Origin of the sequence: Streptomyces flavidovirens DSM 40150 (assembly GCF_000429085.1) — a bacterium.
GTDB classification, from domain to species: domain Bacteria; phylum Actinomycetota; class Actinomycetes; order Streptomycetales; family Streptomycetaceae; genus Streptomyces; species Streptomyces flavidovirens.
Genome location: NZ_AUBE01000017.1, coordinates 26,136 through 50,453, shown reverse-complemented (window position 1 = coordinate 50,453; position 24,318 = coordinate 26,136). Strand labels below are relative to the sequence as shown.

Annotated in this window: 21 protein-coding genes; 12 read left to right on the top strand and 9 right to left on the bottom strand. The window is 72.3% G+C overall.

The window, feature by feature from the left end; all coding sequences use genetic code 11:
* Positions 1-19 precede the first annotated feature (19 nt).
* Positions 20-1,192 (top strand): acyl-CoA dehydrogenase family protein, encoded by a 1,173-nt coding sequence (locus tag G412_RS0122345; RefSeq protein ID WP_028814027.1) that lies wholly within the window; start codon positions 20-22, stop codon positions 1,190-1,192.
* 354 nt (positions 1,193-1,546) lie between these two features.
* Here the strand turns inward: G412_RS0122345 and G412_RS0122340 are convergent, their stop codons facing one another.
* Entirely contained in the window at positions 1,547-1,951 is a 405-nt protein-coding gene (locus tag G412_RS0122340) for a hypothetical protein (protein ID WP_028814026.1), read from the bottom strand.
* A 203-nt stretch (positions 1,952-2,154) separates the two neighbouring features.
* On the opposite strand from G412_RS0122340, the gene G412_RS0122335 reads away from it, so the two are divergent.
* From G412_RS0122335 to fxsA, 4 genes are all read left to right on the top strand, one after another.
* Entirely contained in the window at positions 2,155-2,595 is a 441-nt protein-coding gene (locus G412_RS0122335; protein WP_028814025.1) for an Lrp/AsnC family transcriptional regulator, read from the top strand.
* A gap of 58 nt (positions 2,596-2,653) precedes the next feature.
* Positions 2,654-4,300, top strand: coding sequence for an amidohydrolase (locus tag G412_RS0122330; protein ID WP_028814024.1), 1,647 nt, complete (start codon positions 2,654-2,656; stop codon positions 4,298-4,300).
* A gap of 511 nt (positions 4,301-4,811) precedes the next feature.
* Positions 4,812-5,579: a polyprenol monophosphomannose synthase gene (locus G412_RS0122325; protein ID WP_028814023.1), complete on the top strand. Its 768-nt coding sequence runs from the start codon at positions 4,812-4,814 to the stop codon at positions 5,577-5,579.
* Between the two features lie 46 nt (positions 5,580-5,625).
* Entirely contained in the window at positions 5,626-6,198 is a 573-nt protein-coding gene (gene fxsA / locus G412_RS0122320) for an FxsA family membrane protein (RefSeq protein WP_028814022.1), read from the top strand.
* Between the two features lie 120 nt (positions 6,199-6,318).
* Here fxsA and G412_RS0122315 read toward each other — a convergent pair whose 3' ends face one another.
* The 4 genes from G412_RS0122315 to yczE all read right to left on the bottom strand — a co-directional run bounded on the left by G412_RS0122315 (position 6,319) and on the right by yczE (position 9,826).
* The gene (locus G412_RS0122315) at positions 6,319-6,693 is read right to left on the bottom strand and encodes an RNA polymerase-binding protein RbpA (RefSeq protein WP_014044757.1); all 375 of its coding nucleotides are present in this window, start codon (positions 6,691-6,693) and stop codon (positions 6,319-6,321) included.
* 267 nt (positions 6,694-6,960) lie between these two features.
* Complete coding sequence (locus G412_RS0122310; protein ID WP_028814021.1) at positions 6,961-8,352, bottom strand: MFS transporter; 1,392 nt, start codon at positions 8,350-8,352, stop codon at positions 6,961-6,963.
* Between the two features lie 59 nt (positions 8,353-8,411).
* Positions 8,412-9,182, bottom strand: a complete 771-nt coding sequence (locus G412_RS0122305) for a glycerophosphodiester phosphodiesterase family protein (protein WP_028814020.1) — start codon at positions 9,180-9,182, stop codon at positions 8,412-8,414.
* Positions 9,179-9,826 carry a membrane protein YczE gene (gene yczE, locus G412_RS0122300; RefSeq protein WP_028814019.1) on the bottom strand — a complete coding sequence of 216 codons (648 nt, stop codon included), beginning with the start codon at positions 9,824-9,826 and terminating at the stop codon, positions 9,179-9,181. The genes G412_RS0122305 and yczE overlap by 4 nt, the downstream gene beginning before the upstream one ends.
* Positions 9,827-9,936: 110 nt before the next feature.
* Here yczE and G412_RS0122295 point away from each other — a divergent pair, with 110 nt between their 5' ends.
* A complete protein-coding gene (locus G412_RS0122295; protein ID WP_028814018.1) occupies positions 9,937-11,436 on the top strand; it encodes an SCO1417 family PLP biosynthesis transcription factor in 1,500 nt (499 codons plus the stop codon).
* A 24-nt stretch (positions 11,437-11,460) separates the two neighbouring features.
* On the opposite strand, the gene G412_RS0122290 is transcribed toward G412_RS0122295, so the two are convergent.
* Together G412_RS0122290 and G412_RS0122285 are read right to left on the bottom strand one after the other, a co-directional pair.
* A complete protein-coding gene (locus G412_RS0122290) occupies positions 11,461-13,044 on the bottom strand; it encodes an ATP-binding protein (RefSeq protein WP_028814017.1) in 1,584 nt (527 codons plus the stop codon).
* A 38-nt stretch (positions 13,045-13,082) separates the two neighbouring features.
* Positions 13,083-13,277, bottom strand: a complete 195-nt coding sequence (locus G412_RS0122285) for a hypothetical protein (RefSeq protein ID WP_028814016.1) — start codon at positions 13,275-13,277, stop codon at positions 13,083-13,085.
* 273 nt (positions 13,278-13,550) lie between these two features.
* Between G412_RS0122285 and G412_RS0122280 the strand changes: the two genes are divergently transcribed.
* The 6 genes from G412_RS0122280 to G412_RS0122255 all read left to right on the top strand — a co-directional run bounded on the left by G412_RS0122280 (position 13,551) and on the right by G412_RS0122255 (position 22,800).
* On the top strand, positions 13,551-13,943 hold the full coding sequence (locus G412_RS0122280; RefSeq protein WP_028814015.1) for an ankyrin repeat domain-containing protein: 393 nt from the start codon (positions 13,551-13,553) through the stop codon (positions 13,941-13,943).
* Between the two features lie 257 nt (positions 13,944-14,200).
* Positions 14,201-15,619: a HEAT repeat domain-containing protein gene (locus G412_RS0122275; protein ID WP_028814014.1), complete on the top strand. Its 1,419-nt coding sequence runs from the start codon at positions 14,201-14,203 to the stop codon at positions 15,617-15,619.
* A gap of 152 nt (positions 15,620-15,771) precedes the next feature.
* Positions 15,772-16,965: a glycosyltransferase family 4 protein gene (locus tag G412_RS0122270; protein ID WP_028814013.1), complete on the top strand. Its 1,194-nt coding sequence runs from the start codon at positions 15,772-15,774 to the stop codon at positions 16,963-16,965.
* Positions 16,962-18,146, top strand: coding sequence for a glycosyltransferase (locus G412_RS35570; RefSeq protein ID WP_051338544.1), 1,185 nt, complete (start codon positions 16,962-16,964; stop codon positions 18,144-18,146). The genes G412_RS0122270 and G412_RS35570 overlap by 4 nt, the downstream gene beginning before the upstream one ends.
* Positions 18,143-19,198 (top strand): SGNH/GDSL hydrolase family protein, encoded by a 1,056-nt coding sequence (locus G412_RS35565; RefSeq protein WP_078607261.1) that lies wholly within the window; start codon positions 18,143-18,145, stop codon positions 19,196-19,198. Before G412_RS35570 ends, G412_RS35565 begins: the two co-directional genes overlap by 4 nt.
* Complete coding sequence (locus tag G412_RS0122255) at positions 19,195-22,800, top strand: hydantoinase B/oxoprolinase family protein (RefSeq protein WP_028814129.1); 3,606 nt, start codon at positions 19,195-19,197, stop codon at positions 22,798-22,800. The genes G412_RS35565 and G412_RS0122255 overlap by 4 nt, the downstream gene beginning before the upstream one ends.
* Before the next feature lie 34 nt (positions 22,801-22,834).
* Here G412_RS0122255 and G412_RS0122250 read toward each other — a convergent pair whose 3' ends face one another.
* Entirely contained in the window at positions 22,835-23,704 is an 870-nt protein-coding gene (locus G412_RS0122250) for a 5-oxoprolinase subunit C family protein (protein WP_028814012.1), read from the bottom strand.
* On the bottom strand, positions 23,701-24,318 hold the full coding sequence (locus G412_RS0122245) for a 5-oxoprolinase subunit B family protein (protein ID WP_028814011.1): 618 nt from the start codon (positions 24,316-24,318) through the stop codon (positions 23,701-23,703). The genes G412_RS0122250 and G412_RS0122245 overlap by 4 nt, the downstream gene beginning before the upstream one ends.

The following is a 24,318-nucleotide window of genomic DNA, read 5'->3' as shown; positions in this document are numbered from 1 at the left end:
CAGGGAGGAGAGCGCCGCAATGTCCGACCGCGCCCCGCAGCCGGTGGAACGTCAGCTGCCCACCGAGGAGTCCCGCGATCTGCTCGCGCTCGTGCGCGACATGATCCAGCGCGAGATCGCGCCCCGGGCCGCAGCCGAGGAGGACGCCGGGCACTTCCCGCGCGAGATCTTCACGCTGCTCTCGCGATCCGGTCTGCTCGGTCTGCCGTACGACGCCGAGTACGGCGGCGGAGACCAGCCGTACGCCGTCTATCTCCAGGTCCTCGAAGAGCTCGCCGCGGCCCGGCTCACGGTCGGCCTCGGCGTCAGCGTCCACAGCCTCGCCTGCCACGCTCTGGCCGGTTACGGCACCAAGGAACAGCAGGCCACGCACCTGCCCGCCATGCTCGGCGGCGGCCTGCTCGGCGCCTACTGCCTCTCCGAGCCCTCCTCCGGATCCGACGCCGCCTCGCTGCGCACCAAGGCCGTGCGCGACGGCGACGACTGGGTCATCACCGGTACGAAGGCATGGATCACGCACGGCGGGGTCGCCGACTTCTACACCGTCCTCGCCCGTACGGGCGAGGAGGGCGCACGGGGCATCACGGCCTTCCTGGTGCCCGGCGACGCCGAGGGGCTGAACGCCGCGGCGCCCGAGAAGAAGATGGGCATGAAGGGCTCGCCCACGGCCCAGCTCAACTTCGACGGCGTACGGATCCCCGACTCCCGCCGCATCGGCGAGGAGGGGCAGGGCTTCGCCATAGCGCTGTCCGCGCTCGACTCGGGGCGGCTCGGGATCGCCGCCTGCGCGATCGGGGTCGCCCGGGCGGCCCTGGACGAGGCCGTCTCGTACGCCACCGGACGGCAGCAGTTCGGCCGGCCGATCGCCGACTTCCAGGGGCTGCGCTTCATGCTCGCCGACATGGCCACGCAGATCGAGGCCGGCCGGTCGCTGTACCTCGCGGCGGCGCGCCTGCGGGACGCCGGGCGGCCGTTCTCGCGGGAGGCCGCCATGGCGAAACTGTTCTGCACGGACGCGGCGATGCGCGTGACGACCGACGCCGTCCAGGTGCTCGGCGGCTATGGCTACACGCTGGACTTCCCCGTCGAGCGCTTCATGCGCGAGGCGAAGGTGCTCCAGATCGTCGAGGGTACGAACCAGATTCAGCGCATGGTCATCGCCCGCCATCTCGTGGGTCCCGAGACGCGCTGAGCCGCCCCGCCTCCGGCCACGCGGGGGACGCCACGAGCCGGGACCACTCCGGGTCGCGGCGTCCCGGCAGGGTGCGGCCGCGGCTGTGCCACTGACGCATGAGCGCCCGGTAGAGGGGCGGATCCGCGGAATGCGGAACCGATTCTCCGGTGACTGAGGGCGAAGGAGCGAGACGTCGGCGTCCGTCGCTGATCTGTGTGTACTGCAGGGTCATATCGGGCCAACAGCCGCAAGGCCGCCCAGGTTATCGCCGACCCCATTCGGGCGTCCGTTCGCGCGGTGAACCGCGGTGTCCCGGTCGGGGACGCGCGTACGGCCCCGGGTCCGGGCCCCTGAGGACCCGGACGCGATGGCCTAGGCGGCGCGCCGCAGCTGCGACACCTTGAGCGGACGCGAGCCCGGACCGCCGACGTGCGAGAACGGCTGCGTACGCCAGTCGAGTCCCTGAGGGAGCGTCAACAGCAGGGCTGTTTCCTGCTCATGGACCTCCAGCGTCTCGTCGGCAGGGCCGGCGTCCGCCGCCGGGCGGCCGGTGCCCTCGCACGCCGTCAGCCCGAACGGGTTCCACGGAGTAGGGCACTTGGCGTGCTCGGGCAGGACGTTCTCGTCCGCCAGCAGCGCGATCGGCTGGGCGCAGTCCGGGCAGATCACCCGGAACATCTCAAAGGTGTCGTAGGCGTCGAAATCTTCGAGATCGTCGTCGTCGACGGATTCAACAGGCTCCGGTTCAGTACGTCCGGTGCGCTTCAGGCTCTGCATGGAGACACTCCCCCTCGGGTGGGCCGACAAGGCGCTGCGACCTCGACCACAGCAAGCACTTCCCGTCGCGCACGCGCGGTAATCGCGCATGCCCGACGGACACGGCCGCAAGCCTGTGGCGTTCGTCACATGCCCCCCGCAGGTGCCCCTCCGGAGGGCTCCCGGCTGTGCCTGAGCCCCTCCGGGGCATAGGTTGATCCGCTATGGAGGAGCTGGATCGTCAGATCGTGGATTTGCTCGTCAAGGACGGGCGGATGAGCTACACCGACCTGGGCAAGGCCACGGGCCTGTCCACCTCGGCCGTGCACCAGCGCGTGCGCAGGCTGGAGCAGCGGGGTGTCATCCGCGGCTATGCCGCGGTGGTGGACCCCGAGGCCGTCGGGCTGCCGCTCACCGCTTTCATCTCGGTGAAACCGTTCGACCCCAGCGCCCCCGACGACATCTCGGAACGGCTCGCGGGCGTTCCCGAGATCGAGGCCTGCCACAGCGTGGCGGGCGAAGAGAACTACATCCTCAAGGTGCGCGTGGCGACCCCGCTCGAACTGGAGCACCTGCTGACCCGGATCCGTTCCCTGGCCGGTGTGTCGACGCGTACGACGGTGGTTCTCTCGACACCGTACGAAGCCCGCCCGCCGCAGGTCTGACGTCCCGGCTCCGCCCCCGCGCACGGCACGTCCCGCGCGAGGGGCGAGACTGTTCACCATGACCGCGCACAACGCCCCCACCTCCCAGGCCGAACACCGCACCGTGCTGCTGCGCGGCGGAGAGGTCCACAGCCCCGCCGACCCCTTCGCCACCGCGATGGTCGTCGAGCGCGGACATGTCGCCTGGGTGGGCTCCGAAGGGGCGGCCGACGCCTTCGCCACCGGCGTCGACGAGGTGATCGACCTCGAAGGGGCTCTGGTCACCCCCGCGTTCACGGACGCACACGTGCACACCACCTCCACCGGCCTCGCGCTCACCGGCCTCGACCTCTCCGGCGCGCGGAGTCTCGCCGGTGCGCTGGAGCTCGTACGGGCGCACGCCACCGCCGCCCCGGCGGGCCGGATGCTCCTCGGGCACGGCTGGGACGCCACGCGCTGGCCCGAACAGCGGCCCCCGTCCCGCGCCGAACTCGACGAGGCGGCCGGCGGCCAGCCGCTGTACCTGCCCCGGATCGACGTCCACTCGGCCGTCGTCACCACGGCCCTCCTGGACCTGGTCCCCGGCGTCACCGGCCTGGCCGGCTACCACCCGGACGCCCCGCTCACCGCCGCCGCCCATCACGCCGTACGCGCCGCGGCACACAGCGCCGTCGCCCCTGCGCAGCGCGCGGAGGCGCAGCGCGCGGCCCTCGCGCACGCCGCCTCGCTCGGCATCGGTACGGTCCACGAGTGCGCGGGGCCCGGCATCTCCTCCGAGGAGGACTTCACCGGCCTGCTGAAGCTGGCGGCCGAGCGGCCCGGCCCGCGCGTCTTCGGCTACTGGGCCGAACAGGTCGCGGATGCGAAGGACGCGGCACGCGTGCGCGAACTCGGCGCGGCCGGCGCGGCGGGCGACCTCTTCGTCGACGGATCCCTCGGCTCGCACACCGCCTGCCTCCACAGCCCGTACGCCGACGCAGCCCACACCGGCGCCGCGTACCTCGACACGGCCGCAGTCGCCGCCCACGTCACCGCCTGCACCGAGGCCGGGCTCCAGGCCGGCTTCCACGCCATCGGCGACGCCGCGCTCACCTCGGTCGTCGACGGGGTGCGCGCCGCCGCCGAGAAGCTCGGCCTCGCCCGGATCCGCGCCGCCCGCCACCGCGTCGAGCACGCCGAGATGCTCACTCCCGCCACCATCGCCGCCTTCGCCGAGTTCGGCCTGACCGCCTCGGTGCAGCCCGCCTTCGACGCCGCCTGGGGCGGCGAGGACGGGATGTACGCGCAGCGCCTGGGCGCCGAGCGGGCCCGTACGCTCAACCCGTACGCCGCCCTGCTGCGCGCCGGGGTGCCGCTGGCCTTCGGCTCTGACAGCCCGGTCACCCCGCTCGACCCGTGGGGCACGGTCCGCGCCGCCGCGTTCCACCGCACCCCCGAGCACCGCGTCTCCGTACGCGCCGCCTTCACCGCCCACACGCGCGGCGGCTGGCGGGCCGTGGGCCGTGACGACGCGGGCACCCTGGTCCCCGGCGCACCCGCCGACTACGCCCTCTGGCGCGCCGGTGAACTGGTGGTGCAGGCGCCCGACGACCGGGTCGCCCGCTGGTCGACCGACCCGCGCTCGGGCACGCCCGGCCTGCCGGACCTCACGCCCGGCGCCGAACTCCCCGTCTGCCTGCGGACCGTGGTCTTCGGACAAACTGTTTACGAGCGGCCGAACGGGTGATGTGCGCCGGCCGCGTACCGCCGATCGGTGTTCCCGCGCGGCCTCGTGCCGACGGCGTGTCTTCCGCGCTGACCTGGTGATTTGAACAAACACCCCAGGTCGAGCGACTGTTGACAGAAAGCGGCCACCGGCGGGTAGGTTCGGCGGGTCCACCGCAGACGTCCGACCGGCAGACCTCCACGCAGTCGTCGAACGCCGCTGGGTCATGGGGTGGTGTGCCGCACCGGCGCACCAGCACTCGGAGCCAGGTTCAGCGCCCGCGCCTCGGGGGCGAGGGAAGGTTTCAGCCGGCCGGCAGGTGGGACCCGGGTGGGGCCCGGACGTTCAGTAGACAACGGCTCTCGGCCGACCCGCAGCCGGCGGGCCCGGGGCCGGCCCGAAGGACACCGGGCCCCGACCCGCAGAAACGACGTGTCGCTTCCTCCGGACGACATCCGTGCAGGTCCGCTGACCACGCTCGCTATGGTGGGGCAACGGTGGGGCAATGGTGTACGGACATTAAGGGGAAGCAGTGAACGACGGCGGTCAGAGGCGTTACGGCCCGCTCGGCAGAGCCTTGGTGATCATTCCGACCTACAACGAGGCCGAGAACATCAAGCCGGTCGTCTCCCGCGTGCGTGCCGCGGTGCCCGACGCGCACGTCCTGGTCGCCGACGACAACAGCCCCGACGGCACCGGCAAGATCGCCGACGAGATCGCGGCCGTCGACGATCAGGTCCACGTCCTGCACCGCAAGGGCAAGGAAGGGCTCGGCGCGGCCTACCTGGCGGGCTTCCGCTGGGGCATCGAGCACGACTACGGCGTACTCGTGGAAATGGACGCGGACGGCTCGCACCAGCCCGAGGAGCTTCCCCGCCTGCTGACCGCGCTCAAGGGCGCCGACCTGGTTCTCGGCTCGCGCTGGGTGCCGGGCGGACGCGTCGTCAACTGGCCCAAGCACCGCGAGGTGCTCTCCCGTGGCGGCAGCACGTACTCGCGGGTGCTCCTCGGCGTACCGATCCGCGACGTCACCGGCGGCTTCCGGGCCTTCCGCGCGCAGACCCTGGAAGGCCTCGGTCTGGAAGACGTCGCCTCGCAGGGGTACTGCTTCCAGGTCGACCTCGCCCGCCGCGCGGTCGAGGCCGGCTACAACGTCGTCGAGGTGCCCATCACCTTCGTCGAGCGGGAGCTGGGCGACAGCAAGATGAGCCGTGACATCGTCGTCGAGGCCCTGTGGCGGGTAACGGCCTGGGGCGTCGGCTCGCGGGCGAACAAGCTGCTGGGGCGCAAGCCCTCCTGATCTCCCCTTTACGCCGTCCAGGCGCCCGTACAGGCACACTGGGGGCATGACGACCGGCTCACCGCCCCCGACAGTTCCCAAGCGTTCACGCGCGCGTACCTTCGTACCTCTTGGCGTCGCCGCCTGGCTGGTGCTCGAGATCTGGCTGCTGACCGTCGTGGCCGAAGCCGCCGGCGGCTTCGCGGTCTTCCTGCTGCTGGTCGCGGGCACCGTGCTCGGCGCCGTGGTCATCAAGCGGGCGGGCCGGCGCGCGTTCAAGAACCTCACCGAGACGCTCCAGCGGCAGCAGGCGGGACAGACGCCCGCGCAGCGCCGGCTGGGCAGCGGCAGCGGCTTCCTGATGCTCGGCGGCCTGCTGCTGATGCTGCCCGGCATGGTCTCGGACGTGGCGGGGCTGCTGCTCCTCGTACCGCCCGTCCGGTCGTTCCTGGGACGGCACGCCGAGCGTTCCCTGGAACGCAGGATGAGCGGGGCGGGTACGGGCAGCCTCGGCGACGCCTTCCAGCAGGCTCGCATGCACCGCCCGGACGGCAAGGTCGTACAGGGTGAGGTCATCAGGCAGGACGCGCCGCCGGCGCCCGGGCGCGACGACGGCCCGAAGCCGCCGCTGACCCCCTGACCGGGCCGCCCGGCCCGGTGGAACGACAAGAGCCGCGGGGGTGTGACACAGACTCGCTGTGTCACACCCCCGCGGCTCTTGCCCGTTGTACTGACTGCCGTCAGGCGCAACGCCGGGGCGTTACGCGGACTTGCGGCTGTCCCGCGGGTGCACGGCAATGTTCATGGCGCCGGATCGCAGTACCGCAAGCCTTTCGGCCAGGACCTCTTCGAGTTCCTCGCGGGTGCGCCTTTCCATGAGCATGTCCCAGTGCGTACGCGCGGGCTTGCCCTTCTTCTCCTCAGGCCCGTCGCCGTCTACCAGGAGTGCCGTGGCGCCGCACGCCTTGCACTCCCACTCCGGCGGAATTTCGGCCTCTACCGAGAACGGCATCTCAAATCGATGTCCGTTCGGGCATGCGTACTCCACCGCCTGGCGCGGGGCCAGATCGATGCCGCGGTCGGTCTCGTAGCTTGTAACCACGAGTCGCGTGCCGCGGAGAGCTCGCTCACTCATGAATCGTGCCTCCCGGGCTTGTCGCCCACAGGACAGGTGTCGCTGTCGTCGTCATCCGGTCAACGTCCGGTCGGCGGTAAAGATTCCCGTTGCGGGTCATGCGTCGCCCGTCGTGCCGCTGCTTTTTCCCAAAAGTTGGGTACCCACCAGTGCCCGGTTTGTCACTTATGGCAGCAGATGTCACCCAGCGTTGTCGATTCCCGAGCGCGCAGTAACGGTCCGCCTGGCAGGCCAAAGGCGTACACTACCGGCCTTTCACTTCAAGGTCTAAATCCGCTCCGGTACGGGGTTTCCCGCAGCCTCCACGGCCCGCCGTACGGGCACCCGTACGAGCAGGGCGAATCCGAGCGCGAAGAAGGCCACGAGCGAGATGATCGCGTCCCGGTAGCTGCCGGTCAGCTGGTAGGCGAGCCCGAAAACCAGCGGTCCCAGCCAGCTCATGCCACGGTCGCTCATCTCGTAGACCGAAAAGTACTCCGCCTCCTTGCCGCGCGGCACCAGATGCGAGAAGAGGGAGCGGGACAGGGCCTGGCTGCCGCCGAGAACCAGCCCGATCGCCGCCGCCAGCCCGTAGAACCAGACCGGCTCCCCGGCCGGCAGGAAGTAGCCCGCGCCGATCGTCAGTGTCCAGGCGGCGAGCGAACCGAGGATGGTGCGCTTCGCGCCGAACCGCTGGGCCAGCCGGCCCATGCCGAGCGCCCCGGCGACCGCGAGCACCTGGACCAGCAGGATGGCCGTGATGAGGGTCGTCTGGTCGAGGCCCAGCTCCTCGGATCCGTAGATCGACGCCTGCGAGATCACCGTCTGGACCCCGTCGTTGTAGACCAGATAGGCCAGCAGGAAGGACAGCGTCAGCGGATGGCGGCGCATGTCCTTGACGGTGGCGACGAGTTGACGCCACCCCGCACCGACCCTGCCCGGACCGTGGCTGCCGCTCGCGCCGCCCGCCGCCACCCGCCGGTCGCGCAGCCGGCGCAGCGGCACGAGCGTGAAGGCGCCCCACCACAGGCCCGCCGAGGCGAGACAGATCCGTACGGCTGCGGACTCCGAGAGTCCGAAGCTCTCGTGGCCCGAGTAGAGGATCAGGTCGAGGACGAGAACGAAGGCGCCGGACGTGTAGCCGAAGGCCCAGCCGCGCGAGGAGACCTTGTCGCGCTCGTGCGGTTCGGCGATCTGGGGCAGATACGCGTTGTAGAGCACCATCGAGACGGACTGCGCGGCGTTCGCGACAATCAGCAGGAACGCGCCGAGCAGGTAGCGGTCCCCGTCCAGGAAGAACATGCCCGCCGTCGCGCCCGCCCCGACGTACGCGGCGGCCGCCAGCAGCGGTTTCTTGCGGCCCGTACGGTCCGCTGCCGCGCCCACCAGGGGCATGACCAGCACCGCCACCACGACGGACACGGAGACGGCGTACGCGAACACCGAGCCGGCCCGTACCGGGATGCCCAGCGGATGAACGAAGCCGTCCGCGTCCGCCGCGGCCTTCGCGACCGTCGTCAGGTACGGGCCGAGGAACACGGTGAGCACACTCGTCGAGTAGACGGAGCACGCGAAGTCGTAGAAGTACCAGCCGCGTTGCTCGCGCCTTCGGCCGGTCGCTTCGCCGGGACCGCCCGCCCCCTCCGTGCCGTCCGTACGGTCCACGGTGCCAGCGCTCACCGGGTGCCCCCTCGCTCGTCCCCGTGCCGTCGCGGGTCACGGGGCGCGGTGGCGTGGGCTCAGGCCCAGGCGCCCCGCTCGGTCAGGACCGTGCGCAACGTATCGATGTGATCCGTCATGATGCCATCCACACCGAGATCGAGAAGCGCTGCCATCCGGCCCGGATCGTTGACCGTCCAGACGTGGACCTGGAGGCCGAGCGCGTGTGCCGTGCGTACGAAACGGTGATCGACGACCCTTATGCCGTTCTGGACCTCCGGAACCTGGGCGCACACCGCGCTGCGGCGCACGGCGGCGGGCAGAGCGCGCGCCCGCAGCCACAGCCCCAGGACGCCCGTGGTGCCGCAGGAGGTGGCGAGACGGGGGCCCGCCAGGCGCTGCGCCCTGGCGACCCGGCTCTCGTTGAACGACCCGGCGCAGACCCGGTCCCACGCTCCGGTCCTGCGGATCAGGCCGACCAGCGGGGCGAGAGCGGACTCGGCCTTGATGTCGACGTTCCAGCGCGCCTCGGGGAACTCTTCGAGCAGCTCCTCGAAGAGAGGCAGTGGTTCCTTCCCGGCCACCCGCGCACGGCTGACGTCGTTCCAGGAAAGCGCCGAAATCCTGCCCCGCCGGTCCGTCACCCGGTCCAGGGTCGCGTCGTGGAACGCGACGAGGCGGCCGTCCGCCGTGGCGTGCACGTCCGTCTCGAAGTAGCGGTACCCGGCCGCGTCGGCGCGCCGGAACGCCGTCGCGGTGTTCTCCAGGCCGTCGGCCGCCCCGCCGCGATGGGCGAAGGCGAGCGGCGCCGGGTGGTCCAGGTAGGGATGGCGTACGCGGTCGCGGTTCACCGGGGGATTATCGCCCGGTCCCGTGTACGGCCGGCGACGACGGTGCTGCCGATCTCCGGCGCGGGGACGGCGAAGACGCGCAGGAAGAACTGCGCGAGCGGTCCGATGGCCAGGGCGTAGACGACGGTGCCGGCGCCGAGCGAGCCGCCCAGGGCGAAGCCGGTGGCGACGACGGCCACTTCGATCGCGGTGCGCACCAGCCGGATGGAGCGCCCGGTGACCCGGTGCAGCCCGGTCATCAGCCCGTCGCGCGGGCCCGGCCCGAACCGGGCGGCGATGTACAGGCCGGTCGCCGCGCCGTTGAGCACGATGCCGGCGAGCATCAGCGGGATCTGGCCCGCCAGGCCGTGTACGCCGGGCAGGAGAGCGAGCGTGCCGTCCATCGCGACGCCGATCACCACGACATTGGACACGGTGCCGAGACCGGGTCGCTGCCTGATCGGGATCCAGAGCAGCAGCACGACGGCGCCGACGATGATCGAGACCACGCCGATCGTCAGCCCGGTCCTCTCGGCGAGGCCCTGGTGCAGCACCCCCCAGGGTTCGAGGCCCAGTCCCGCGCGCACCAGCACCGCCGAACTCACTCCGTACAGCGCGAGACCCGCGTAGAGCTGCAGCAGCCGACGAGTGAGTTCCCTGGACAAGTGGTGCTCCCTGGAGAGAGGTAGTGGCGATAGTGGACCGCCGCATGACACCCTGTGGCTTGGCAGAACATGTTATCCATGGCCAATTCGAGTTAGGTGGACTGGAAATCATGGCGCAGTGGACTTCGGCGGTCGGTGCGGCGCAGCTCGCCAGGCAGCTCAATGCCCAGCAGGCCCGCCCCCAGGGCCCCGGCACGCGCAAGCCGCCGGCCTACCGCGCCCTCGCCGACGGCATAAGGCTGCTGGTCCTCGAAGGGCGTGTGCCGGTCGCCGCGCGGCTGCCCGCCGAGCGCGAACTCGCGGTCGCCCTGGCCGTCAGCCGTACCACCGTGGCAGCGGCGTACGAGGCTCTGCGCGCCGAGGGCTTCCTGGAGTCGCGCAGGGGAGCCGGAAGCTGGACCGCCGTGCCCGCCGGCAACCCGCTGCCCGCGCGCGGCCTGGAGCCCCTGCCGCCCGAGTCCCTCGGCTCCGTGATCGACCTGGGCTGTGCCTCCCTGCCCGCCCCCGAGCCGTGGCTCACCCGCGCCGTACAGGGCGCGCTGGAGGAGCTGCCGCCGTACGCGCACACCCACGGCGACTACCCGGCGGGCCTGCCCGCGCTGCGGCAGATGCTCGCCGACCGGTACACCGCACGCGGCATCCCGACCATGCCCGAGCAGATCATGGTCACCACCGGCGCCATGGGAGCGATCGACGCCATCTGCCATCTGTTCGCGGGGCGCGGCGAACGTATCGCCGTGGAGTCGCCGTCGTACGCCAACATCCTCCAGCTCATGCGCGAGGCGGGCGCCCGGCTGGTGCCCGTCGCGATGGCCGAGGGGCTCACGGGCTGGGACCTGCCGCGCTGGCGGCAGGTCCTGCGCGACGCCGCCCCGCGACTCGGGTACGTCGTCGCCGACTTCCACAACCCGACCGGCGCCCTGGCCGACGAGGACCAGCGGCGCGGGCTCGTCGACGCGGCGCGCTCGGCCGGGACGGTGCTCGTCGTGGACGAGACCATGACCGAGCTGTTCCTGGACGCGGACGTCGTCATGCCGAGGCCGGTCTGCGCCTTCGACCCGTCGGGCAGCACGGTGCTGACGGTGGGCTCCGCGAGCAAGGCGTTCTGGGCGGGCATGCGCATCGGCTGGGTGCGGGCGGCGCCCGATGTGATCCGCAGCCTGGTGGCGGCCCGCGCGTACGCCGACCTCGGTACGCCCGTTCTGGAGCAGCTCGCCGTGACGTGGCTGATGAGCACCGGGGGCTGGGAAGAGGCCGTGGAGATCCGCCGCACGCAGGCCCGCGACAACCGCGACGCGCTCGTGGCAGCGGTCCGCAGGGAGCTGCCCGACTGGGAGTTCGACGTCCCGAGCGGTGGGCTCACGCTGTGGGTCCGCACCGGAGGGCTGTCCGGTTCGCGGCTCGCCGAGATGGGCGAGCGCGTCGGTGTACGGGTCCCTTCGGGGCCGCGCTTCGGGGTCGACGGGGCCTTCGAGGGATACGTACGGCTGCCCTTCACGGTCGGCGGTCCGGTGGCGGACGAGGCGGCGGTGCGGCTGGCCGCGGCGGCGAGGCTGGTGGAGAGCGGAGCGACCTCGGGTACCGAGGCTCCGCGGACGTTCGTCGCCTGACGGGACTTCCCCGCTCCTGCGGCATCAGCCCTCGGCGGGCACCGGCTCCGGCTCCTGCGCCGGGGGCTGGATCCGGGCCTGTGCCGGGGGCGCCGCCTCCGGGGGGAGAACACGCTCGGGAAGCAGCTCGATGACTGCCTGCCGGTGCGCCTCGCTCGTCGCGTCGTCGTACGGATCGGGCGTCGCCGGAACCTGGAGCCGCATCACGGGGCCCGTACCGAGCCGTGCGTAACCGCGGCCGGGCGGGGTGTCACGTGTGGGCGTGGTGTGCGGCGGCTCCCCGAGGACGTATTCGACCTGCGCGGCAAGGGCCGCACCGAGCACCACGCGCGCGCGTGTGTGCGACCGTACGGTCTCGCTGAGCGCGTCCATGGCGTCGAACTGCTCGGCCACCACGACGGTCACGTTCGCCGCCCTGCCGTGCCGCAGTGGCACCTGGAGGAGCTGCTGCGGATCGGGGCGCCCTTCGGCGGCCGCCAGATGACCGAAGACGCTCGGGCGGTCCAGCAGAATCCACAGCGGGCGCCTGGTGTCCTCGGGCGCCGGATGGCCGGCCTGCCGGGCGCGGTTCGCGGCGATCAGCCGTCGCTCGGTCTCGTGCGCCGCCCATTCCAGACTGGCGAGCGCTCCCGGCAGGCCGCATTCGACGGCCAGTACGCCGCTCCGCCCGGTGAGGCACGCGTACTCGCCGGTGCCGCTGCCTTCGACGATCACCACGTCGCCGTGCTGGAGCGCCTGCAACGCGACCGAGCGCAGCAGGCTGCTCGTACCGCTTCCGGGCTGTCCCACGACGAGCAGATGCGGCTCCGTGGAGCGGGTGCCCGTCCGCCAGATCACCGGAGGAGCGTCGTACGTCCTGGCGCCCTCCGTGACCGGCACGGTCCGCTGGACGGCGTCGGCGTCGGTGAAGCCCAGCACCGTCTCGCCGGGGGCGGTGACGAAGCGCTGGGCGGCGAGCGAGGTGGGCAGCGGCGGGAGCACGGTCATGACGAGCTGGTTGCCCTCCTCGTCCCAGTCGAAGCGGTACTCGCGGCCGCGCCCCGACTTGGTGTGCAGGAGCTGCTCTACACGGGCCCGCGAGGCGGCCTCGCCGTCGGTGAAGTACGCCGGGTAGCGCACCAGGAGGCGGACGAGCCGGCCGTCGTCGAATGCGTACTCGGGGAACGCCTTGTCCCACTCGCCGCCGTGGGCGAACAGCGGGGTGGGGTCCTCGGCCACCGAGAAGTACGGCACCAGAGCCTCGTAGAGGGCCCTGAGCCGGTCCGCCTCGGCCTCGGTGGGGCCGGCTTGGGCGGGAGAGCGGTCCCGTCCTTTCCAGGCGGCCGCGGCCATCACCGTGATCAGGGCGAGCAGCGGCCCGTACGGGATGAGCGCGACCACCAGGACGAGGGCCGCCACCAGGAAAAGCACGGAACCACGCCGGTCCTTGGGCGTATTGGTCCACTTGCGCCGGCCTGCGGCGGCCAGTTGCCGCAGGCCACGGGTGAGCGTGATCAGCGGGTGGAGGACGTCGGTGGCGCTGTCGGCCGCGGTGCGGGCGATCTCGCGGCTGCGGATGATCGGGGCTCTGCCGCTGCTCAGAACGCGGGGGAGTGGAAGCCGGGCCACTTCGGTCTCCTGGGTGGTGTTGAAGCGGTTACGGCAGGTCAGAACTTGATCCCGCCCAGCAGGCCGGCGAGGCTCGCGCCTCCGGCCTTGATGCTCGGTGCGATGGCTGTGCCCGCGAGGTAGAAGCCGAACAGTGCGCAGACGAGGGCGTGTGACGCCTTGAGGCCGTCTTTCCGGAAGAAGAGGAAGACGATGATGCCGAGAAGCACGACGCCCGAGATGGACAGGATCATGAGGTTCTCCCTGGTTGAGGGGACAGTCACCATGAGTTCTTCCAGGCTCACAGCATGTATCTATACGGCAAAAGGTGCAAATGGGTTACTTGTCGGCTTTTTCACTGGTGTGGCCCATGGGTGCGGGCCGGAGGTCCGGTTCGCCCTGATCTTTGCCGCCGCCGGGCCGGGTCATGTCGGTGAGCGGGCAGTACCCTGTCGATTCACTCGTACGGCGCTGGTGCCGTACGTACAGGTCACAGCAGTGAACGGCGCAGGAAGGTGGTCCCTCCGATGAGTGAAACCCCGGATCCCGAGGTGGTCGAACTGGCCGGCAAGGTCTTCGACCTGGCGCGCCAGGGAGAGACCGAGGCGCTCGCCGCGTACGTCGACGCGGGCGTGCCCGCGAACCTCACCAACGACCGGGGCGACACCCTCGTGATGCTCGCCGCCTACCACGGCCACGCCGCCGCCGTACAGGCCCTGTTGAGCCGTGGCGCCGACCCCGACCGGGCCAACGACCGGGGCCAGACGCCGCTCGCCGGCGCCGTCTTCAAGGGGGAGAAAGCGGTGGTCCGCGCGCTGGTCGCGGGCGGCGCCGACCCGGCCGCCGGAACACCGTCCGCCGTGGACACCGCGCGCATGTTCGACAAGAAGGACCTGCTGGAGCTGTTCGCGGCCCAGTGACCGGGGCGTCGTAAATGTGGTCGCGTCGGTGAAATGGCTGGGTCATCATGACGTCGGAATCACATGCGCGCGGTACGGGCAGAAGTCGCCGGATCACGGGGGATGTGAGCGGGCCCGCTCCGGGCCCACCGACGAGAGGCAGAGGAAGATGGTCTACAGCGAGCAAGAGTCGACGGCGGACGGCCCGGCATGTTGTCGCGCGGCCTAGACAGGCACGTATCCCGGTGGCGTCGACAGCTTGATGTGAGGCTTTTTCCATGTTCGATCCAGTCATAGCGCCGAGCGGCACGTTGCCCGGCCTCCTGCAGAGGGGCCGGGGCGACGGCACGCTGCACGCGCTCGCCGCGCCCCGCCCCGAAGCGCTCGCGGCCCTCAACCACTGCGTTCTCGACGACCCCCGGCACGACTGGCAGGTCGAGAACCGCTCCCTGTACTACGCGCGTCTTTACCTGGATCTCGACGGCGGGCTCGAAGCGATCGAGCAGCACCTCTTCGACCCGGAGGACCTCCTCGACGACGACGAGGGCAGGACCGGCCTCGCCCTCGCCGTGCTGGGCCATCTCGCCTCGTACGGCAGGGACGACGCTCTCGTGCTGCTGCGGCGGTACGCCAGGACCGGCGCCAACTGGGCGTGGGCCCTCGACGAGCTCGCCCTGCGTGATGAGGACGCCGCTCTGCGCTCTCTCGCCGCGCCCGTTCTCGCCCGGTTCCCCGCCACCCCCGAGGGCGAGGCGGAGCTGGCCGCCGCCGTACGGGACGCCTTCGAGCCCCGGCCGTGGCGGCTGTGGTCCGAGGATCCGCGCGTAAGCGTCGGTGCCCGCGTACGAGCGGCACAGGAACAGGGCTCCTTCACCCGCTGGCAGCGGCAGATGCGGCCGACGGGGCCGCGCCCCGGCTGGAGCGTCCAGGCCGTGTTCGACTGGGCCCAGCAGGGCCTGGAGCGCGGTACGCCGCTCCACGTGCCGGCCGCCAGGTGCCTGACGGCCGTCGCGGGACCCGCCGACCGCCCCGCGATCGTCGAGGCAGCACGCGGCGGTCAGGACGGCGCGCGCTGCACGGCACTGCACTACCTCGCCGAATCACGGGACCCCGTCGTGCTCGACCTCATCGAGGCGGCGGCGCAAAGTCCCTCCCGTACCGTCGCGGACGCCGCCGTCGCCTCCTTCGAGCGGATGTGCGGCGCCGACGCGGTGGACCGGGCGCGCGGCTGGGTGCACCGTCCCGACGCCCTCGGGGCGTCGGCGGCCGGCGTGCTCGCGTGCCGGGGCGGGGCGCAGGACGCCCCGCTCGTGCTCGGTGCGCTGCGGGAGACCGTACGGGCCGACGGGCCCGACGCGCCGCTCCTGTGGACCCTCGTGGACGGTGCGGGGCGGCTCGGTATCTGCGCGGCGGCGCCCGTACTGCGCCACGTCTACCGGGAGACGGCCTCCTCGCACCTGCGCGGCCGCGCGGCGCGCGCCCTGGCCGCCACCGACCCCTCGTTCCCCACCGGATTCGCTGTCGAGTGCCTGTGGGACTGCGAGGAAACGACTAGGGAACTGGCCGCCCTGCACGCCGAGACCGGTGACGCGCGCGTGGCGGAGAGGCTGCGGCGGCTCGCCGCCGACCCGGCCGAGGAGGCCGAGGTCCAGACCGCCGTACGGAGCCGGATCGGGCCGGACGCGCCGGCCGTCTGAGCGGGCGCGGGAGCGGCGCCTGGGGTGGCGCCGCGGGTGGCGTGACGGCGGCGTGACGGGCACGGGGGCCAAACGCTCATAGGACGTTCCTCGCCCGGAAAGATCCAAGTCGGCCGGGACACTCATGGCGCGACGACAACACGGTTATGCGTATGCGTGTCGTCATCGTCACCGAGTCCTTCCCGCCCGACGTCAACGGCGTTGCCCATTGCGCCCTGCAGACCGCCCGGCACCTCGCCGCCCGCGGTCATGACCCGCTCGTCATAGCCCCGGCCGGGGCGGCGGGGGCTGCTTCCGGCTCCTGGTCCGGCAGTTCCTGGTCCGGCATGGGTTCCTGGTCCGGCACTGGTTCCTCGTCCGGCTCCGACAGCGGACTGCCGTACCCCGTGGTGCGCGTGCCCTCGCTCCCGCTGCCCGGCTATCCGCAGGTACGGGTGGCGCTGCCCAGCCGGAGGGTGGCCGCCGCGCTCACCGCCCACCGGGCCGACATCGTTCACCTGGCGAGCCCCTTCGTGCTCGGGGTGCGCGGAATGGCGGCCGCCGCGCGGCTGGGCATCCCGGCCGTCGCCGTCTACCAGACCGACCTCGCCGGTTATGCCCGTACGTACATGGGCGCCGGGGAGGGGACGGCCTGGCGGCGCATACGGGCCGTGCACAGCGCGGCCGACCGCACCCTCGCGCCCTCCACGGCGGCGCTGTGCGACCTGGAGGAGCACGGAGTGCCGCGGGTCCGGCTGTGGGCGCGCGGGGTCGACACGGCGCGTTTCAGGCCGTCGCTGCGGGACGAGGCGTTGCGGCGCGCTCTCGCGCCGCGCGGGGAGCTGCTCGTCGGGTACGTCGGGCGGCTGGCTCCCGAGAAGCAGGTGGAGCTGCTCGCGGGTGTGTGCGGGCTGCCGGGCGTACGAGTCGTGGTCGTCGGGGACGGGCCGAGTGAGCCCTCGCTGCGGGCCGCTCTGCCCGGTGCGGTGTTTCTGGGGCGCAGGACCGGGGACGACCTCGCCCGGATCTTCGCCTCCCTGGACGTCTTCGCGCACACCGGACCGTACGAGACCTTCTGCCAGACCGTGCAGGAGGCCATGGCGAGCGGCGTTCCCGTGATCGCTCCGGCGGCGGGCGGGCCGCTCGACCTCGTCCGTCACCGCAGCACCGGGCTGCTCGTCGAACCGCGTGACGCGACGGCCGTACGGACCGCTGTCTCGGCGCTCGCCCACGACGCGGGACTGCGAGCTGCCTACGGGCGGGCGGGCCGGGCGGCCGTCGAGAGCAGGACCTGGGCCGCCGTCGGCGATCAGCTCCTCGGCCATTACACGGACGTACTGCGCGACCGGACGGCGGTGGCGGCATGAGCGGTGGCGGCATGAGCGGTGGCGGCAACGGCGGTGGGCTTCGGATCGTACGGCTGGCCAATTTCGTCACCCCGTCGTCGGGCGGGCTGCGTACCGCCCTGCGGGAACTGGGCCGCGGATACCTGGCCGCCGGCCACGAGCCGGTACTCGTCGTACCGGGCGAGCGCGAGAGCGACGAACTCACCGCACAGGGGCGTGTGATCACGCTGCCGGGCGTGGTGCTTCCCGGGACCGGCGGCTATCGCGTCCTCGCGGGCCGCCGGAGACTGCGCGCGCTCCTGGAGACGCTCGCACCGGACCGGCTGGAGGTTTCCGACCGTACGTCGCTGCGCTGGACGGGGGAGTGGGCGCGGCGCGGCAGGGTGCCGTCGGTGATGGTGTCGCACGAGACCGCGGACGGGGTACTGCGGACCTGGGGAGTGCCCCGGACGGTCGCCGGACGCACGGCGGACCGGCTGAACGTGCGCACGGCGTGGGCGTACTCACGGATCGTGTGCACGACGGAGTGGGCGGAGCGCGAGTTCGTACGTATCGGTGCGCGCAATGTGGTGCGCGCTCCCCTGGGCGTCGATCTGCACGCGTGCCGCCCGGAACGCCGCAGTGCGGCGCTGCGCGCCCGGCACGCGCGGGGGAACGACGTACTGCTCCTGCTGTGCTCGCGTCTGTCGGTCGAGAAGCACCCGGAAACGGCCCTGGACGCCCTCGCGGCGCTTCGCGGGAACGGCGTGAGGGCGGCACTGGTGGTCGCCGGGGACGGGCCGCTGCGGGACAGGCTGGTGCGCAGGGCGCGCACGGAGCGGCTGCCCGCCGTGTTCCTGGGACATGTGGCGGACCGCGGCGAACTGGCGGACCTCCAGGCGGCGGCGGACCTCTGTCTGGCGCCCGGACCCGCCGAAACCTTCGGGCTGTCCGCGCTGGAGGCGCTGGCCTGCGGCACTCCGGTGGTCGCCAGCGCGTCCTCGGCGCTGCCGGAGGTCATCGGGGACGCGGGTCTGGCCGCCGCCGATTCCGGTGAGGCGTTCGCGCACGCCGTACGGCAGCTGCTCGACCGCCCGGAAGACGCGCGCCGCGCGGCGGCGAGGGCACGTGCGGAACTCTTCGGGTGGCCGGCGGCGGTGGCCGCGTTCCTGGCCGCGCACGACGCGAAGGCGCCGGCGCGGTCGCCGGAGGTGACCGCATGACCCGCGAAGCCCGCGTCGAAGCCACGGCCGGTCCGGAGCCCGGCACCGGGGCCGACGCCGCCTGCTCCTGCGGGCAGGCTCCCAGCCCCCTGGACACCCGTCGGGCTGGTCCTCGAACGGAGCCCCTGCGCAGACACCCAGCGCGTACGGCATCCGGGGAGGAGGCCAACCGGCCACGGCCCGGCCCGGAAGCCGGGCGGGCCGTCCGGTTCGCGGCGCTGGGGGACTCGCTCACCGAGGGCGTCGGCGACCCGGTGGACGGCGGATGGCGCGGCTGGGCCGCGCTGCTGGCCGACGGGCTCGCACCCCGCGGCGAAACGGCGGAGTTCCGGAACTTCGCCGTCAGCGGCGCGCTCACCCGAGATGTCGCCGAACGCCAGGCACCGCAAGCCCTGGCCTACGCCCCCGACATCGCGTCGGTCGTCGTCGGCGTCAACGACACGCTCCGCCGCACCTTCGACATCCACGACTTCACCGTCCTGCTCGACGCGGTGTGCGCCGACCTGGCCAGGAGCGGCGCCGTACTGCTGACGGCCTGTCTGCCCGACCCCGGCACCATGCTCGGCCTGCCGCCTCCGCTCGCCCGTCCGCTGGCCCGCAGACAGCGCGCCGTCAACGCCGTGGTGCACGCACTGTCCGCCCGCTACGGCGCCGTACACCTGCACGTCGCCGAGGGCCCCTGGGTGAGCGACCGAGGCCTCTGGAGCGCGGACAGGCTGCACCCCGGCGAGCGCGGGCACCGGCTGATTGCCGCCCGCTTCCACGCGCTGCTCGCTGCCGGGGGGCTCGCCGCAGGCGCGCCGCCGGGGTACGAACCCGAGCGGCCCCCGCCCACCCGCGCCGCCGCTCTCCTGTGGCTCCTGACGGCCGGCACCGGCTGGCTGGCGCGCCGCTCCACCGACCTGCTGCCGCAACTCCTCGGCCTGGCGGCCGCCGAGGTACGGCACGGGGCACGCGGCACCACCGCGCGGCTCGATCTGCGTGCCGCGCAGGCGCTCTCGGCCGCGCTCGCCGCCGTATCGGCCCCGCCCCTTGCCAGAATGGGGGAATGAGCGGGCGCTGGGAGTTCTGGATCGACCGTGGCGGCACCTTCACCGATGTGGTGGGCCGGCGGCCCGACGGGCGCCTCGTCACCCGCAAGCTGCTCTCGCACAACCCGGAGCGCTACCGGGACGCGGCCGTCGCCGGGATCCGGCTGATGCTGGAGCTCGGGCCCGGCGAGCCGGTCCCGGCCCACCGGATCGACGCCGTCAAGATGGGTACGACGGTCGCCACCAACGCACTCCTGGAACGGCGCGGAGAGCCGACCGTGCTCGTCATCACCGAAGGCTTCAGGGACGCCCTGCGCATCGCCTACCAGAACCGCCCCCGGCTCTTCGACCGCCACATCGTCCTGCCCGAGGCGGTGTACGAGCACGTCGTCGAGGTCCCGGAACGGATCGACGCCCACGGAGCGACCGTACGGCCACTGGACCTCGCGGCCGTGACCGAAAAACTGCGCGCCGCGCGGAGCGACGGTTTTCGCAGCGCCGCCGTCGTGCTGATGCACGGCTACCGTCATCCGGCGCACGAGTCCGCCGTCGCGGCCGTGGCACGTGAACTCGGGTTCACCCAGGTGAGCTGCTCGCACGAGGTCAGTCCACTGATCAAGCTCGTCCTACGCGGCGACACGACCGTCGTGGACGCGTACCTCTCACCGATCCTCCGCCGGTACGTCGACGAGGTCGCCACGGAACTCCAGGGCGTGCGCCTGATGTTCATGCAGTCCAACGGCGGGCTCCGGGAAGCCGCACACTTCCGTGGCAAGGACGCCGTACTCTCCGGCCCCGCGGGCGGCGTCGTCGGAATGGCCCGTACGTCGGAGCAGGCCGGGTACGAGCGCGTCATCGGCTTCGACATGGGCGGCACATCCACCGATGTGTCGCACTACGCGGGCGCGTTCGAAAGGGACTTCGGCACTCAGGTGGCGGGCGTACGCATGCGCGCTCCGATGATGAACATCCACACCGTCGCGGCGGGCGGCGGCTCACTGCTCCACTTCGACGGCCGGCGCTACCGGGTCGGCCCCGACTCGGCGGGCGCCGTCCCCGGGCCCGCCTGTTACCGGCGCGGCGGCCCCCTCACAGTCACCGACGCCAACGTGATGCTCGGACGCGTCCAGCCCGAACACTTCCCCGCCGTCTTCGGACCGCGCGGCGACCAGCCTCTGGACGCGCGGACGGTGCACCACCGGTTCGCGCGGCTGGCCGACGACATCGCGGAAGCGACCGGGGTGCGCCGCAGCCCCGAGGAGGTCGCGTCGGGCTTTCTCGACATCGCCGTGCTCAACATGGCGAACGCCGTCAAGAAGATCTCCGTACAACGCGGTCACGACATCACCCGGTACGCCCTCACCAGCTTCGGCGGGGCCGGCGGACAGCACGCGTGTGCTGTCGCGGACGCACTGGGCGTCAACACGGTGATCGTGCCGCCACTGGCCGGTGTGCTCTCCGCGTACGGCATCGGGCTGGCCGACGCCACCGCCATGCGCGAGCAGTCGGTCGAGGCGGAACTCGACGAGGGGACCCTCGGGCGCGTACGCGAACTGTGCGACCGGCTGGCCGGACGTAGCCGCGCCGATCTGCGCGCCGACGGCATCGCGGACGCCGCGATCAGCACGCACGCGCGCGTGCTGATCCGCTACGCCGGTACGGACGCGAGCCTGCCGGTGGCACTGGGCAGCGTCCCGGACATGACGGCCGCCTTCGAAGCGGACCACCGCGCGCGGTACGCCTTCACGATGGACAAGCCGCTGGTCGTCGAAGCCGTCTCGGTCGAGGCCGTGGGAACGGCGGGGGATGTTTCCGGGAACGCCGAGCCAGTTCGTCCGCGCACGGGAAGGCTGACTCCGCGCGCGACGGTACGGATGTTCACCGGGGGCCGGAGACTGGACACCCCGCTGTACCGGCGCGACGACCTGCGGCCCGCCGACACCGTCGAAGGACCCGCCGTCATCGCCGAGGACGACGCCACCACCGTGGTCGACCCCGGCTGGCAGGCGGCCGCCGGAGAACGAGGGCACCTGCTGCTCACGCGCGTGCGCCCGCGTCCCGGCACAACGGCGGTCGGCACGGACGTCGACCCCGTCATGCTGGAAGTGTTCAACAACCTCTTCATGGCCATCGCCGAGCAGATGGGCGTACGCCTCGAAAACACCGCCCACTCCGTCAACATCAAGGAGCGGCTCGACTTTTCCTGCGCGCTCTTCGACGCGCACGGCAACCTGATCGCGAACGCCCCGCACATTCCCGTACACCTCGGTTCGATGGGCGAGTCCATCAAGGAGGTACTGCGGCGCAACGAGGGCGCCATGCGCCCCGGAGACGTGTACGCCATCAACGACCCCTACCACGGTGGTACACACCTGCCGGACATCACCGTGGTGACCCCCGTGTTCGACACCGGCGGCGGGCCGTTGCGCTTCCTGGTGGCTTCGCGCGGACACCATGCCGAGATCGGCGGCATCACCCCCGGCTCGATGCCGGCCTTCAGCCGTACCGTGCATGAAGAGGGCGTCCTTTTCGACAACTGGCTTCTGGTGAGGGACGGCAGACTGCGCGAGCACGAGACGCGCGAACTGCTGGCCGCCGCCGCGTATCCGTCGCGCGACCCGGACACCAACCTGGCCGACCTGCGTGCCCAGATCGCCGCGAACGAGAGGGGCATCGCCGAACTGCGCCGCATGGTGGCCCAGTTCGGCCTCGATGTGGTCCAGGCGTACATGCGCCACGTACAGGACAACGCCGAGGAATCCGTGCGGCGTATCGTCGCCGGACTGCGGGACGGCGAGTACCGCTACGAGATGGACAGCGGAGCCGTGATCCGGGTCGCCCTGCGGGTGGACCGGGAGGCACGCGGCGCGGTGCTGGACTTCACCGGCACAGCGCCCCAGCAGGAGGGGAACTTCAACGCCCCCAAGTCGGTGGTCATGGCGGCCGTTCTGTACGTCTTCAGGACACTCGTCGCCGAAGAGATCCCGCTCAACAGCGGCTGCCTCGAACCACTGGAGGTGCGGGTCCCTGACGGCTCGATGCTGGCGCCCGTCTACCCGGCGGCCACCGTGGCGGGCAACGTCGAGACCTCGCAGGCGGTGACCGGCGCCCTGTACGCCGCGCTCGGCGTGCAGGCCGAGGGCTCGGGAACCATGAACAACGTCACCTTCGGAAACGACCGCGTGCAGTACTACGAGACCGTGGCAAGCGGCTCCGGAGCGGGCGACGGATTCGACGGGGCCGACGCGGTGCAGACCCATATGACCAACTCGCGCCTCACCGACCCCGAGGTGCTGGAGTGGCGTTACCCGGTGCGCCTTGAAGGCTTCTCCGTACGCGAGGGCAGCGGGGGAGAGGGCCGGTGGAGGGGCGGCTGCGGGGTGGTGCGCAGGATCCGGTTCCTGGAACCGATGACGGTGGCGCTGCTCTCCGGCCACCGCCGTGTCCCGCCGTACGGCATGGCGGGCGGCGGCCCGGGAGCGACCGGCAGCAACCTCGTCGAGCGCGCCGACGGCACGGTCGCGCGGCTGGCAGGCTGCGACACGGCCGAGGTCGGGCCCGGAGACGTGCTGGAGATCCGGACGCCGGGCGGGGGCGGGTACGGAACACCGGGCGGCTCCTGAGGGCTCCTGGCGGGCTTGCGAGCCTCTTGAGGCCTCACCGCGTCCTCGTGGGAACGAAACGGATGGGCGTACCGGGTGGGGCCTGCGCCGCCGCGCCGAGATCCCGCTCCCTGACGACCGCGATCACCGGGTATCCGCCCGTGGTGGGGTGGTCGGCCAGGAAGATCAGGGGGCGGCCGTCCGGGGGCACCTGCACCGCGCCGAGGACCATGCCCTCACTGGGCAGTTCGCCGTGTACGGCGCGTTCCAGAGGGGGCCCCTCCGTGCGCAGCCCGATGCGGTTGCTCGCGGCCGAGACGCGGTAGACCGCTGTGGCCAGGGTGTGCAGCGCCCGCGCGGTGAACCAGTCCGCACGCGGGCCCGGACCGGCCCTCAGCACCAGTTCGCGCGGGGGGCCCTGCCAGGGCACGGCATCGGCGTACACGGGTGGTCCCGACGGGTCGCCCAGCGGCAGCACCGCACCGTCGGTCAGAGGGGCGGGCCCCAGCCCCGACAGCAGATCGGTGGAACGGCTGCCCAGCACGGGTTCGCAGGCGATCCCCCCGGCGAACGCGAGATAGCTCCGTACCCCGCCCGTCGCATGTTCCAGTTCCAGTACCTTTCCCGCCGCCACCCGCACGGGCGCGCCCCAGGCCGCGGGCCGTCCGTCCACGGTGACCCGGCACGGCGCACCGGTGACCGCCACGGTGACGGCGCGACGCGGCCGCACCGCACAGCCGTTCAGAGTCGTCTCCAGGACGGCCGCCTCCGCCGGATTGCCCACCAGCCGGTTCGCGAGATCGCTCGCGGGCCGGTCCAGCACACCGGAGCGCGGCACCCCGAGATGCGCGTGGCCGGACCGCCCGTGGTCCTGCACGGACGTCAGCGCACCCGCCCGTACCACCGCGAAAGCCCGGTCCGTCACAGCTCCTCCGGTACGAACCGCACCCGCGCGCCCGGTGTGAGCAGCGCGGCGGGCACGCGCGCGTGGTCCCACAGCACCGCCCGCGTCGAACCGATGAGCTGCCAGCCACCGGGGGACGAGCGCGGATACACCCCGGTGTACGCGCCGGCCAGCGCCACGGCACCCGCCGGGACGGCCGTGCGGGGCGTGGCCCTGCGCGGTACGGCGTACCGCTCGGCGAGACCCGTCAGATAGCCGAACCCGGGCGCGAACCCGCAGAAAGCCACCCGGAACACGGTAGAGGAGTGGATCCGCCCCACCTCGTCCGGCCGTACGCCCCACAGCTCCGCCACCGCCGCGAGATCGGGACCGTCGTAACGCACCGGGATCTCGATCGCACTCCGCGCGCCGGACGCGAGCGGCGGGATCTCCCAGCCGGCCAGCCACTTGGCGAAGCGCGCCGGATCGTCGAGGCCGTCGAGGAGAACGGTGCGTGCCGCGGGCACGATCTCCTGTACGGCGGGGAGCGTTCCCTCGGCCCGGCGCCGCAGCAGCTCGGCGTGGAGGGCCTCGGCCTCCTCGCCGCTGCCGAGTTCGACCAGCAGGGCGCGGTCACCGACCGGCAGCGCCCTCAT